Annotated in this window: 4 protein-coding genes; 2 read left to right on the top strand and 2 right to left on the bottom strand. The window is 66.8% G+C overall.

Going from position 1 to position 14,688, the window contains the following annotated elements; all coding sequences use genetic code 11:
• Positions 1-77 precede the first annotated feature (77 nt).
• Together ACWCQS_RS08935 and ACWCQS_RS08930 are read right to left on the bottom strand one after the other, a co-directional pair.
• Positions 78-593 (bottom strand): SUKH-4 family immunity protein, encoded by a 516-nt coding sequence (locus ACWCQS_RS08935; protein ID WP_451003806.1) that lies wholly within the window; start codon positions 591-593, stop codon positions 78-80.
• An 11-nt stretch (positions 594-604) separates the two neighbouring features.
• On the bottom strand, positions 605-9,163 hold the full coding sequence (locus ACWCQS_RS08930; RefSeq protein ID WP_451003805.1) for a ricin-type beta-trefoil lectin domain protein: 8,559 nt from the start codon (positions 9,161-9,163) through the stop codon (positions 605-607).
• A 495-nt stretch (positions 9,164-9,658) separates the two neighbouring features.
• On the opposite strand from ACWCQS_RS08930, the gene ACWCQS_RS08925 reads away from it, so the two are divergent.
• Entirely contained in the window at positions 9,659-13,921 is a 4,263-nt protein-coding gene (locus tag ACWCQS_RS08925) for a LamG-like jellyroll fold domain-containing protein (RefSeq protein WP_451003804.1), read from the top strand.
• Between the two features lie 515 nt (positions 13,922-14,436).
• A complete protein-coding gene (locus ACWCQS_RS08920; RefSeq protein ID WP_451003803.1) occupies positions 14,437-14,631 on the top strand; it encodes a hypothetical protein in 195 nt (64 codons plus the stop codon).
• Positions 14,632-14,688: the final 57 nt, after the last annotated feature.

Here is a 14,688-nt window from a genome sequence, read left to right as displayed (position 1 = left end):
GCAAGAGAGTCCCGTCGGAGCGCCTCCGGCGGGACTCTTGCCTTCTGCCTTGAGCAGGGACTTTTCAGCCGTCAGTACTAATCTTCGTCGACCACTTCGGCATAGTCTCCATTTGCCACGTCGCTAAGGAAGTCGGACCAATAGGTCCCCGGAACGAGCGCCCCAGGATCGAGTGGGGTCAATTCCTCTCCCAGTTGCTCCGATGCGGCAATGGAGACCTCAAAGTCACCTTCGCCGGCATCTGAGTAGTACGGATACCGCTCCTCGCAGAGGGACATGAAAGCAACGAAGGCGTTCAGGCTAGAGTTGACAACAGAAACGGTGTGCAAGTCGACAGAATCGACCTGAAGTACCTTGCCGTCTTTCGATCCGACCACAATGTAGTCACCGGAGAGACTGAACCCGATCCTCACGAGCCCACGTCCCTCAGAATCCGGCACCCTTTCAATCGCAGGATCCGCCCTGAAGTAATAGAAGAACCTAGTCGGAATCAGTCCGCCCCGGCAGGCTTCAGCCAACTCCTCGGGGAGTCCGACCAGGGACTCCTCCGAGTATGTGCAGGATCCGTTGATCCACTGATGTTCGATGTGCACCGGTCGTTTCCTTATGTTCGAGGAGGCCACAGGTCTCTAACGGCAGCCGCGAGACCGCGGCGCGCAGAATTCTGAACCGCAGGGTCAGAGTTCCACGGGAAGCTATAAGTCAATTCAAATTCTGGATTCGTGAACTGTGGGAGGATCTTCCCTTCGCAATTAACAGTACCGCTGCAGGGTTGATACTCCACGTACAAATCCGTCACGTCCGATGGAGCCGCACCACGTTCGGCAAGGCGCGGGACCATGAGCTGTTCAGCGTGCCCCTCACTGGAAGCGTGAACGGCAAGGGTTTGAATGCCTCCCTGACTGTCTTTCCAACGAGCTACGGCATAAAGGTTTGAGCGGTTTCCATCCAATGCACGAGCCACCAAAGCCTCTTGACTAAGGTCCGTGCTGCCATACGCAACTTGGCGCCCAGGGGGTATCTCGCAGGCCGCATTGGTGTTGTGGACCAAGATCGGGACGCCGCCCGCCACAACATAGTACGTGTGGAGTTGGTGAACGGTGAGGTTCCAGCGGTTGGCGGCACCGGGGGTGATGTGGGTGGTGACGACGTATACGTGGCCGTTGGTGGCGGTGTTGAGGGCGTCGCCATGGTGGAGTTTCCCTGCGGGGATCCAGGCGTATGCGGTGTCGTCCCAGAAGGGGTGATTGGCGGTGGTGTGAAGGGTGGCGGTGTGGCCGTCCTTGGTGCGGATGGTGAGGTCGAGCAGGTCGTGGTCGTGGTTGATCCACACGTGCTCGACGGTGCGGTTGCCTTGGCGCTTGCCCGTCTTGGGGTTGGCGGCGTCGACCTTGTCGCCGGTCTTGATCTTGCCGATCGGCTTGGCCTTGCCGTCCGCCATCAGGACGGGGGTGTCCGGGGAGAAGCTGCAGCGGCTTGGTCTTGCTGCGGATGCGGGCTTACTGCCCGCATTGCCCGCTTCTGGATCGCTGGGCTTGGTCGCTGAGGCGTCCGCTTCCTCGGCTTGTGCTTGCGCGTTGGCTTTCTTCGCCGCGACGATGTCAGCCTCATCGGAGGCCGAATTGTCCACTGCCTTGGCATTCGCGCCAGCCTTGGTGGCCGCAGCGGCCGCGTCGCCATCGGCTGAATCGGTTGCCCCCTGGACCGCCCCTTCGACGTCGGTCGACGCACCTCCCTCGACGGCACTGGCACCGCTGTCGAGGCCGCCCGAGTACACTCCGCCGGCGACGTCGCATGCGTCCTGATGGTAATTTCCTCCCTTCAAACCATTCGCAAAAAACTCCACAGTGCCGGCTTCGCAGAGGGCGAAATCCCACAAAGGTTCGATGACGATCTTGACGAAGATCTTCGCGGGGTCGTGCTTGTAGTTGACCGTCGGTCCGCACTGTCCGAATCGACCGCAGGCGTAGGGATTGCCGGGAGGGGTGTCACTGCCGCCTCCACCGCCGCCGCTGGAGGTGTCGGTGTCACCGCTGGACGGCGGGATCGGCGGCTTGCTGCCGTAGGTGCCGTGATCCCCGGCGCAGTACACCGGATAACAGCTCTCCAGACCGCTCGGATCGCTGCCGGTCGCCGGATTGTCACCGGCGTAGGTGTACCCCCCCATCTGGTTGGGGTCGCCCGCTTCGAAGATCGGGTCGGGGGTGAGGAAGCGGCCGAGGGCGGGGTCGTAGTTACGGGCGCCCAAGAGGTCGAGGCCGGTGGTGGCGTCCGTGGGTTGGCCGAGGTAGCCGTGGTTCTCGTCGGCGGAGACCCAGGTGGCGGGCTTGGTGCCGCGAGGGTTGCCGTAGGGGTCGTAGTAGCGGCGGGTGACTGCGAGGCTGCCGGCGTCGATTGCCGTCTCCGCCGTGCCCTGGCCGTTGGCGATCTGGTAGCTGACCGTTCCGGTACTGGAGCGCGTGACGGTCGTGCCGTCGGGGCCTGCGTAGTAGCGCAGGCCGGTCCAGGTCTTGGCGGAGACGTTCAGCGTGATCTGTTCGGTGCCGCCGAACAGATACAGGATGCGGGTCTTGTCGGTGCCATCCGTGGCGCTGGTCTGCTCCAGCAGGTTGCCGTCGGCGTCGTAGAGGTACTTGCTGGTGTAGTTGTGCGTGCCCGAGGGGTTGGTGACGGTCGCGGTGCGGCCTTCGGGGTCGTAGGTGAGCGTCTGGGTCTGGCCGGGGGGCAGCGCACCGGTGGTGATGGTGCTCCAGGTCTGGCCTGAGCTCGGGCAGGTGGCGATGGTGAGCTGGGTGCCCTTGGTGGCGCTGGCGCCGGGGTCGGTCAGGCACATGGAGCTGTTGGCCTTGTTGGCCAGCTTGCCTGCGGTCGTGGTCACCCACTTCTGGGTGGCGTCGCTGCTGCAGGTGTCGATCACGACGGTGGTGCCGGATGTCGTGGCGTTGCCTGTGGTGTCCAGGCACATGCCGAGGACCTTGACGGTGCCGTCGGTGCCGATGGTCCACTTCTGGGCGTTGGATCCGTTGCAGGTGTAGACCTGGACCTTGTTGCCGGGGGTGGTGGAGGACGAGGCGTCGTCGACGCAGAGTTTTCCGCCGCCGGTGAGGGTGAATGTCGAGGCGATGGGGCCGGTGGTGCTGACCTTCCGGCTCATCGTGTTGCCGGCGTTCTTGTTCGGGGTGTAGCCGGTGTCCGTGTAGTTGGGCGTCCAGGTCGCCGTGCCCGTGGTCGGGTTGCTGCTGGTGGTGGTGCCTGCTTGGTTGGGCAGGGTGGCCGTGGCGGTGCCGTCGGCCCCGGAGTATGTGGTGCTCTGCGTGGTGTCGTTGAGGGCGTTGCCGGTGGCGTCGTGGTCGACCATGCTGGTGCGGTCGCCGAGCAGGTCGTAGCTGTAGGTCTGCCAGTACGGGGCCGGGCCGCCGACCGTCGTGGTCGTGATCGGTGCGGTGGTCGTGGTCTGTACGGAGGTGGTGTTGCAGCCGCCGACGGCTCCCACGGGTGCGCTGGAGGAGCTGGTGATGCCCGCGGTGTCCGTCCAGGCGGCGGTCAGCCGCTGGAAGGAGTCGTAGGCGAAGCACTGGGTGTCGTGGGTGGTGTTGTCCTGCAGGTCGTCGATCGCGGTGATCTCGCCGGCCTGGTTGTAGCGGTAGTTGGCTACGTCCAGGGCGGTTGCGGACGTCTGCACCATGCTCGACGTCTGGGTGATGCGGCCCGTGGTCGCGTCGTACTGGGCGAAGGTCGCCAGTTCCTTGCCGGTCGGGCCGTAGTTGGCCTGCAGGACGCGGCCGAAGGGGTCGTGGACGGCGGTGTCGAGGTAGTCGGGTGTGTTCGCCGTGGTGATGAAGCCGCCGATGCCGTCCAGGTTGCCCTGTTGGGTGTAGCCGTAGTCGACGTCCTCGGCCGGCAGGTTCCCGTCGGCCTGGTAGCGGAGTGTGGACAGCAGGCCGACGTTCGGGGTGTAGAAGGAGGACTCGGTGTAGGTGACGGTACCGCTGGTGGGGGCTGCGGACTGGCCGGCGGCGGCGAATCCGTCGCCGGCCGGGATGGTCAGGGTGCTGCCGGTCGGCTGGTAGGCGGTGTTGTAGCCGGTGACCGCCTGGGTGTACGCCGATCCGGAGGTGCCGCCGACGTAGCGGGTGGACGAGGTCGGGTAGCCCTTTGCCAGGGTGTCGTACTGCCAGGAGGCGAGTTCCTTGGCGGGGTCGGGAGTCGCGGACCATGGACCGTTGTACTCGGCGGTGCGGCGGTTGTCCCAGTCGTAGCTGTACGACATTACCTGGCCGCGCGGGTCCGTCGTCTGCAGGAGATTGCCGACCACGTCGTACTTGTCGAACGTGGTGGTGCCGGTGTTCGGGTCCGTCTGGGACGTCTTCTGCCCCAGCAGGTTGTAGCTGTAGGACCAGGTGTTGCCGGCGGTGTCCGCGATGGTGTGGATCTGACCGGACGGGTAGTAGGTGTAACTGGTCGTGGAGTTGGCCGCGGCGATGGCGTTGACCGTGCCCTGCTTCCACAGCACGGTGCTGTTGTCGCTGGCGACGACGGCGACGGTGGAGTCGTTGCGGACCTGGAAGGTGGAGCTGGTGGTGGCGGTCAGGCCGGTGGTCCATTTCGACGTACCGGAGGTCGTGTAGATGACCAGGTTTCCGTCGGTGCCGAACTTGGCGTAAGCCCCGGGGTTTCCGCTGGTGCCGCTGGACCAGATCGTCTTGCCAGTGGCCAGTGCGCTCAGCACCAGGTTGCCGTCGGCCTGCATGGTCAGGCGGACGCTGTCGGAGGTGAGCGACGTACCGGACGGGATGACGTCACCGCCGTGGAGGATGACCGAGCTACCCGTGTTCTTGACCACGGTGCTGGTGGCCTGCCCGAGGGCATTGGCGTAGGTGACGGTGGAGCGGCCGCCGGCGGGGGCGGTGGTGTCGGTCTCGTCAGCGCCGGGGTAGCTGGTGGTGGTGTGCCACTGCTGGACCGCCTGGTGCCACAGCGTGCTGGTGATCGGTCGGCCCTGGCCGTCGTATGCGGTCGTGGTCTCCGACGGGATCTGGTTCTCGTTCGCCGCATACAGGGTGGTGGAGGGCAAGTTGTTGGGCTCGGAGTACGGGGCGAACGAGACGCTCTGCCAGCCGTGCGAGTCGTAGAAGGTGTCGGCGATGATCCGACCGGAGTTGGTGTCGCCGTCCGCCGTGGCCTGCGTCTGCCGCGGCTGCAGCATCCCGTCGTAGATGGTGATCGAGGAGCTGTAGGTGCCGTCCTCGCGCAGCGTCTTGGTGGTGACGGATGACGGGTCACCGGGAGCGGTGATGGTGCCGCCGGGCGCGGCGACCGCGCCGGGGTTGATCGAGTAGTCGAACGCCTTGTCCGCGCTCTGGCCGGCAGCCTTGTCCCGTCCGGGCAGCCAGACGGCGGTGCGGCGGCCGAGGGCGTCGTAAGTGATGTCGGTCTTGCGGTTGTTGGCGTCGATGTTCTCGGTGGGCAGTCCGCGCAGGGCGTCGAGCGTGGAGGTGACCTTCCAGTTCTGGGAGTTGGTGGTGGTGATGCTGGTCGGGTTGGTGTTGCCGCCTGCCGAGGTCCAGGAGGGGGTGAAGGCGGTGTGGGTGTTCTGCCCGGTGGCATCCCACGTGTCGGTGACCCGGCCGGCGCCGTCGTACTTCATCACCGAGTTGGTCTGCCAGTTCTCGGTGGTACCGCTGTAGCCGGTGGCGGTGCGGACGGCGGTGACCTGGCCGATCGCCGTGCTGCCGCTCTGGTCGAGCTGCCCGAAGGTTCCCAGGTCGGTGAGGCTGCCGTTGCCGTCGTAGTCGTAGTAGAGCTTCTTGTCCGCGAGCAGCGTGGTGGCGCTGGGCGCGGTGCCGCACGGCCCGCTGACGGCAGTGACCTGGTCCGGGTAGCTGAGCGCCATCGGGTTTGCGGCCGGCGGCGTCGCATAGGTCGTGGTGGCGCACTTCTCTTGTGCGGCCACGCTGGCGTCACCGTGCGCGTCGACGGTGGAGACCCGGCCCTGGCTGTCGTAGGTGGTGTCGGTCTGGGTATGCCGCCATGTCCCGTTGGCGAGCAGGTGGTAGCCGTGCGACTGGGTGGTTTTGACGCGGTAGGCGGACAGGTCCGGCAGGGTGGACAGCGCGGGCTTGGTCTGGCCGGGGTTGTCGGTTTGAGTCCAGTCCGTCCAGGGTGTCTGGGTCGTATGTGCGGTGGTGGTGAAGGTGAACGGGCCGTTAACGGTCTCGGCGTTAATGGTGCCGCCGGCGGCGGTGTAGGTGTCACTCTCCAGTGCGGTGCCGGCGAGCTGGCTGGCGTCAGTGACGCTCTGCACGGTGCTGCCGCCGACCTTGGCGTCCACGCTGACCGAGCGGCGGGTGCCGTCGGCCATGTAGTCGCCGTCCATGCCCTGCAGATATGTGGTGGTCTTCTGGGTCACTGGCTCGGGGGCCTGACCGGTCTGCACTGTGACGGTGCGGAAGCCGCGGAACTGGTCCCAGGTGCGGTACTGGTCGTCGGTCTGCGCCGAGTCGTCGCGGTGCCAGGCGGCTCCGGAGTAGCTGTAGGTGGAGACCTGCGCCTCGGAGCCTGCCGGGATGTTCTGGGAGTCCGGTTTGTACTGGGAGGCGATCGTCAGGTCGGAGGCCGTGACCGTGTGCACCGTGGTCTTGTTGAACCAGTCCGCGATGGGCTTCGAGGCTCCTGGCACGGTCCAGTACACCGGGTAGCAGGAGTTGGTGTTGGAGTCCGCGGACGAGATGTCCAGCGTCTTGCCCGCGCACGGGTTGAGGTTGTAGTCGACCGCGATGGACTCGCCGGTCTCGGTCTGGATCGAGGAGATCCTCGGCCGGTACAGCGGCGGCGCCGACGGGGAGGCGTCGTTGACCCGGTTGTCGATCTCCGTGCCGGTGAAGGCAACTTCATTCAGTTTGATGTCGCTGTTGCCGTTGCCGTACGTGTCCTTGCCGGTGTGCTGGATCGACTGCAGCCACATCACGGCCTGCAGCGAACCGGCGTCCTTGGGGTCGACGGTTGTGCCGGTGACCGGGTCCACCGTACCGCCGGCGTCGGAGTACACCTGCCCGAGCTGATAGCTGTCGACAGCCGTCAGGGCATCGGTGGAGGAGTCCTTGACGTGGACCTTGGTGGTGATGCTGTCCAGGCGGGTGGTGGTCCAGAACGTCGGCGCCGCGGTGACGCAGACGTTCGTGGGCACCGTGGTCGACCCGGGCGGCAGCGTGGTGCTGTCGGTCGAGTCGCAGTGCAGGTCCCAGGGGACGTCGGGCCAGTGCGGGGCGGTGTTGTCGTTGAGGTTGCCGGCGGAGCAGTCGGTGAAGGTGTCGGTCGTCTGGCAGCGCTGCTTGGAGGTGAAGGTGACCTGGGCGGCGGGGGTGTGTCCGGCCTGCTCGTCGTCGAGGGTGTAGCCGTAGGAGATGGAGTCGAGCTTGCCGCCGCGGATGTAGGACGTCAGGGTGCCGGAGTCACCGGAAGCCGCCTGGCCGCCGCCGAGGTCGTAGTAGTTGGTTTCGGTCGTGTAGTTGTAGCGCTGCACGAACCCGTTCGGTGAGACGACGAAGTCCAGGTTCCAGCGCCAGCCCTCGTGCTTGTCACACTGGGACGCCTTGCCCTTCGCCGAGTCGTAGCACGGGTCGCCCGACTCCGGGTGCAGCACGGGCACACCCCAGGCGGCGTCGGTCGAGGAGTCGGAAGGCGTACCGGACTGCATCCCGGCTGAGGTTCCGGGGCCGGTCGGCGAGTGGTCCGCGCCGAAGTAGGCGGCCGTGCCGTCGGTGGTCAGGACACGGAAGTACACGCCGTCATGCAGGCCGTTGGGGGCCCCGGACAGCTCCTGGACCAGGGTGCCGTCGTCGCCCTGCAGCCGCCACTGCTTGATCTCACCGGCAACGGAGGAGTCGACACCGTCCGGCACCAGCTGCCCGGAGTGCGAACCGAAGGAGATGGTGGCGTTGTCCCCGCCCCAGCACTCGTCACCCGACCCCTTGAGGATCCTGTTGTCGCTGCTGTCCAGCAGGGTCCCGCAGGAGCGGTACGTCCGCTCCACGAAGCCCGGCTGGTAGTCCCAGCCGTCGCCGACCCAGGATGCCTGAGAGTTACGGGCCGAGGTCTCGCCGTCCTCGGACTGCGAGTTGTAGGACAGCCCCACCTGCGGGGCGTTGCCGCCCACCGCGGAAGGCACGTCGATCGGGTAGGAGTACGTGAAGGCGCCGGTGCCAGAGGCCTGCCAACTCCCGGACGGGTTCAGGGACGTCGCCGCGTAGTTGCCCTGCGAGCCGGAGCTGCCCGAGGTGACCTCGACCGTGGTGGTGTCGGCAGACATCGTCATCGGCGCGGCCGAGCCGCGGGAGGCGAGCGGTGCGCTACCGGCAGAGGAGCCGACGGTGAGGGTGGTGATCAGCTGGTCCGCGGCGGCCCGGTTGGTGAAGGCGATCGGCGTACGTGTCCGGCAGCGCGACTGCTGAGGGCTAGTCAAGGAGCAGGCGGGGACCTGATACAGCCGAAGGCGGGAGCCGAAGCCGCCGCCGTACGCCTTCGCCAGCGACGAGTAGTCGATGACCACGCGCACCCGGCCCTTGCCGGCCTTCCCGTCGGCGCGGGTGAAGCCGAGCAGCATTCCGTCCGCACCGGCGCGCAGGGCCTGCGTGTGGGAGGCGACTTTGACCTGGACCGATTGTGGCGCGGCCACGGCGGCCGTCTTCGCCTTGCGTCCTGAGGGGGGCGCCGGGGCAATCCATACCGGCAGGCTGCCGGCCTTCACGGGCTTGGTGACGGGCGCCGTCTTTGCCGGCGCGGCAGGCGGCGTGCTGGCGGCGGCGCTGCGTGTCCCAGCCGCCTTGGCCGCTGATGCAGTTACGGCACGGGCCAGGCCGACCGTCTTGGTGCCTGCTTGCGGCCACGTCGGCCTGGCGACGCGGTACCGGGTCAGGGCCTTGTAGCCCTTGGGGTGGACGGCGGTCGGGCGGTGAAGGGCGTGACTGCCGACCGCCGGTGTTTTCGGCAGGTCCTTCGGCCTCCACACGGTGCCCTTGAAGCGATACGGCCCGACGACCAGCCCCTGGGCAACCGCTGCCGGCACCAGAAGTGCCAGCAAGGCGACCGCCGCTGTGGCAAGGGTCAGCGCCCGACCCCAGATCCGGTACTCGACGCTCGCGAACCAACGCCGCTTGCCGCTCACCCGTGAAACCCCCCACGCCCGGCGGCCCGTGACGGACCGTCGCGTCTCCGATCACACGAGCTGCGTGATCGCCGGGAGGCTATTGATGGCTGGTTCACAACTCAATAGCCTGTGCCGACGCTGTGGCCAGGGCGTATGCCATCGGTGTGTCTGATGTGTCCGTTCCGTGAATGGGCGAACATCACCACCGTGAGGCAAACAGGACACCGCAGGCACCACACGCCACACCCATGACACCCGTAGATGTGGCGCAGATCACGAGCGCGAAGCGTTCAACACCCGGAGGGGAACTGTTCCGTGCTGTCCAGATACACCCGAAAGCGCCGCCGAAGGCGGAAGTTGACGCGCCGTCTGACGATGGTCCCGGCTGTCGCAGCCTTCCTGATCGGAATACCCACCCTTCCCGCCAGCGCCGATACATCGACGCCGAGCGATCCGATGCTGGCTGCTCAGGCGCAAGCGGTGGCAAGCGGCAAGGACGTCCCCGTCGATGCCTTGACGACACAGACCTCCACCGTGACCGCGAATCCCGACGGCACGTTCTCCTCCACCATCGACGTCATGCCGGTGCGGGTGCTCAAGGACGGCGTGTGGACGCCCGTGGACGCCACGCTCGCCACCAACTCGGACGGCACCCTCTCGCCCAAAGCCACTCCCAACGCGGTCACCCTGTCCGGGGGAGGCAGCGGTCCCCTGGTCACCCTGACCAGCGAGGACGGCCACAGCATGGCCCTGACCATGCCCTTCACCCTCCCCGCACCCACCGTGAGCGACGACACCGCGCTGTACAAGTCGGTGCTCCCCGGCGTGGACCTGTCCGTGTCCGTCACCGACCAGGGCGGCTTCAGCGACGTATTGATCGTCCACGACGCCACCGCCGCCGCCGACCCGGACATCAAGAAACTGACAGAGGCTGCCTCCACCCACGGCCTTACCCTCTCCGCCACCGATTCGGGCGGCATGGACGCCACCGCCTCCGACGGCACGGTCGCCTACACCAGCCCCCGACCGCTGATGTGGGACTCCACCACTGTCCCGGACGCACTGACGGAGATCGCGCCCACGGCAGACACCACCACGGCCGGTGACGCCCCCGCAACGTCCTCCGCCGACGGACCCGGCCAGGGAGCCAAAGTGGACACGGTGCCGATGAGCACCACCTCCAGCGGCCTCACGCTGACGCCGGACACGTCCGTGCTCAACGACCCGGGCACCACCTACCCGGTGTACATCGACCCGTTCAGCAACCCGGTCACCAAGACCTCCGGCCACTACGACGAGGTCTACTCCAGTTCCACCTGCTCCGACAGCCCGCAATACGACAAACCGCAGACCAACGGCCAAGGTGTCGGCTATCAGCGCTGGGGCGGTGCCTGCGACACCGGCCTGGAGCGCTCCTACTACGCCATCCCCACCAGCAGCCTCGATCCCTCCATGCAGGTCTACGACGCCAAGATCACGGTGGGCTCCACGTACGCGGCCAGCTGGGACTGTTCCGCCAACCAGCCGATCACCCTGCACACCACCGGGTCGATCGACTCGACCACCGACTGGAACAACAAACCCGGCGTCTGGGACGACAACGGCGCCTACAAGCCCGTCACGGTCACGATCCCCAGCGCGGCCAACCCCAACAGCAGTTGCAGCAATCACACCGCGACCTTCCCGGTCACCGAAGCGGCCCAGCGGATGGCGCAGTACCACAGTTCCAGCGGCGACTACTGGACTGTCGCCCTCTACGGTGACGAGAGCATTTCCTCCAGCAACGACGACTACCTGCGGATGTCCAGCGTTCTCACCCTCACAGTCAAGTTCGACATCCCCCCGGCCACCCCGACCAACCTCCACACCACTCCGCCCGCGACGGGAGCCGGCGGCGACTGCGTCACGAGCGGCGACGGATGGATCGGCGCCACCACCTACTCCGACGCCGGCAGCAACATCCATCTCCACTCCACCGTCACAGCGAACGTCTCCGGCGAACTCGTCAAAGCCCACTACAACGTCTGGGACCGCACCGTCCTCGACTCCAGTGGCAACGCCTACACCGACTCCACACCCACCAGCAGCTACCTCGCCTCCGGCACCGACGCCGACATGCCGATCGGCTTCACCCTCAAAGACGGCCACGAATACGGCTGGGACGCCTACGCCCAGGACAACAGCTCACCGCTGTACCTGGCCTCCGACACCAGCGGCCACTGCTGGTTCAAGACCGACTTCACCCCGCCGAACACTCCCGATGTCGCCACGAACCCCTCCTTCCCGCCCGTCGGCACCGGCCCTGCCAGTCCGGTGGTCTACGCCGGAGCCGGCAAGACCACCAGCTTCACCGTGACCGCAGCCGACAGCGCCTCCTCCGACACCAGCTGCACCCCGAACCCCTGCCTGTCCAGCGGCGTCGACCACTTCCTGTGGCAGCTGGACAGCCAGCCCACCGCCACCACCGGCACCAAGGCGTCCGTCACCAGCACCGACAGCGCCGGCACCGCCACCGGTACGGTGACCGTCCCGGTCACCGACTGGGGAGTGCACACCCTCTACGTCGCCGCAGTCGACGCGGCCGGCAACATCTCCCAGGCCCCTGCCAGTTACACCTTCACTGTCCCCTGGAACCCCGACACCAAGATCACACCAGGCGACATCAGCGCCGACGGCATCCCCGACCTTCTCGCCACTACCAAGACCGGCGACCTCGAACTGGTCCCCGGCAACACCGACGCCGCCCAGAGCGCAGCCCCGGCACAGACCGGCCAGGTCACAGGCACAGCACCTACGATCAACGGGCCCGTGATCGTCTCCACCCCGGCCGACTCCCCCGACGGCACGAGCTGGAGCAACTATCTGATCGCCCACCGCGGCAATCTGCACGGAACCGATGCGGACGACCTGTTCGCATACAACCAAAAGACCGCCCAGTTGTACGTCGTCCCGAACGACCTCGATCCCAAGGACGACAGCGCCTTTCCCCTCGTTCCCTGGTCCAATTTCCCCGGCTACATCGGAAAACGTTCCAGTGATCCCGTGACCAAGGACCCTTGTCAGCCGACCGTTCCCGACAGCCGCTGCGCCGGCGCAGGGTATGACCCGGCAACGCCCTGGAACATCAGCCAGCTCATCGCGCCCGGCAACGTCTACGGCAACGAGCAGGGCCACCCCGCCGTCATCACCATGGAGAACGGCAAGCTCTGGATCTACCAGTCAAACAACGGCAAACACCTCACCGACCCGGTGCTGCTCGGCGACGGCGACTGGTCCGGCCTCACCCTGATCGCCCCCGGCACAGTGGGTGCCACAATCACCAAGGACTCGAACGGCAACAGCACCGTCTCAGGCGGCACATACACCCTGTGGGCCCGCGACGACGCCTCCGGCACCATCTACACCTTCCCCCTCAACGTCGACCAGACCAGCGGCCTGCCCCCGCTTCTGCACGCCCCTGTCCGCGCCGCCCTCACCTCCACGCTCACCACGTCCACCGGCGGCGCCCTGTGCCTTGACGACGCCGGTGCGGGCACCGACAACCACAACAAGATCCAGATCTACGGCTGCAACGGCACCACCGCGCAAAAGTGGGCGCTGCTCAGCGACGGCTCCCTGCGCGTGCTCGGCAAGTGCCTCGACGTTCCCGGAGGCGCCACGACCGACGGCACGCTCCTGCAGCTGTACACCTGCAACGGCACCGGCTCCCAGAAGTGGAGCCCCGGCCCGAACGGCAGTCTGAAGAACCCTCAGTCCGGCAAATGCCTGGACGACCCCCACAGCAGCACCACCAACGGCACTCAGGTGCAGATCTACACCTGCAACGGCACCAGCGCCCAGAACTGGACCAGCAGCACGCCGGCAAACTGGAGCACCAACCCCGGCACCGCCCTCTCCGCCGTCCTCGCGGCAAAGGGGTATCCGACGGTGGCCTCTCCAGGCGACGTCAACGCAAGCAGCGGCGGTTCCGACGGCAACCCCGACCTCTACGCCGTCGACACCAACGGAGAGCTGACCGAATACCCGGGCAGCACCCCCACAGGCACCACCGCCACCTTCGGCACCCCCGTCTCGCTCGGCACCACCACCAACACCGCCACCCACTCGTGGGCCCTCGGCGAAGGCACCGGCACAACAGCGGCCGACTGCGCCAACGCCACGAGTCCCGACTGCAGCGCCGGACTCACCGCCTCACTGACCGGCGCCTACAGCTGGACCAACGACACAAAGCGAGGCACCGTCCTCAACCTCACCGGCACCACCGGCTACGCCGCCACCACCGGTCCGGCCGTCGACACCTCAGCCAGCTTCACGGTTTCCGCCTGGGTCAACCTCACCTCCCTGACCAGCAACTCCACCTTCGTCTCCCAGTCCGACAGCGCGGGCAACGCCAACGGCTTCCAGCTCTACTACTCCTCCGGCAAACACGCCTGGGCCTTCGGCCGCCACGACGACGACACCACCAGCCCCTCCTTCACCGCGACATACGGCGGCACGCCGACGGTCGGTACATGGACACACCTGGTCGGCGTCTACGACTCCACCACCAACCAGCTCACTCTCTACGTCAACGGCCGCCAGGCCGGCAGCAAGGCCTTCGGCGCTACCTCCTGGTCCGCCACTGGCCCCCTCCAAATCGGCCGCCGCCTCTACGAAGGCACCTACGGCGAATACGCCAACGGCAAGATCAGCGACATCCACACCTACAACACCGCCCTGCCGCCCGCCGACGCCGCCGCAACCGGCGACAACCCTGCAGTCAGCCAACTCGACTGATCAATAACGGCAGGACCTACAGGCGCTCGGCTGGGCCCCCAGCCGAGCGCCTACTCTCTTCATCCTTCAGGTCACACCTACAGGCACCCACGCCCCCGGGAGCTGCGTTTCAGCAGGCCGGCGAATTCCGTCAGTTGGCCTGCCCTGTGCTGAAGGGGCGGCTCGGGGCCAGCCCGCAGAAGCCGCGCCCCGACCGCCACAGGAAGCCGTTGAAGCGGGGCGGCCGAGCACGATGTCCCGTGGCCGTCGGGCACCGTTTCGGCGTGTCCATGGCTTCCGCATCGCAGTGGCCGCGCCAGGCGCCTGTCTCCCTCTGGGGCACCTGGTGGAGCCGATCAGGTGACCGTCCCGCCCAGGAGGGCAGCGGCAGCTCACCAGGCAAGGCCACACTCCTTCGCGGCATCGCCCACTCCGCAGAGGCCTCGTTTCATCAGGCTGTCGATGGAGGGCGGGGTCAGTTGGGTGTGCCGACTGGCGAGTCGTAACCGGCGCGGCTGATGTGCGTTGCGCCCTGCATGGACGAGCTTCTCGATCCCACATTCGGTATGCCGGAGCTGTACGAGTCGCGCCTGCCGCTGTTCACGCTCACGGAGGCGCTCCAGCTGCTGGACGTGCAGCAGCGCTTCGGCACGGTGGACCACGACTGGGGCGCCCAGGCCCACCAGTTCGCCGCTGAACTCGCAGCCCGCGTCCCCTGGCGCGATGCCTGACGACTGATCCGCCCTGCTCCGAGGGAACCGCGGCGCGACAGCCCCGGTCGGCGTCCC

This window comes from Streptomyces sp. NPDC002076, assembly GCF_053593835.1.
Note: the sequence above shows the minus strand (reverse complement) of the source record. Positions and strands in the feature narration are given on the sequence as shown.

What these genes read in the sequence shown, in the direction of transcription:
- ACWCQS_RS08920 (WP_451003803.1), top strand. Translation starts at nt 14,437, where the DNA reads ATGGACGAGCTTCTCGATCCCACATTCGGTATGCCGGAGCTGTACGAG.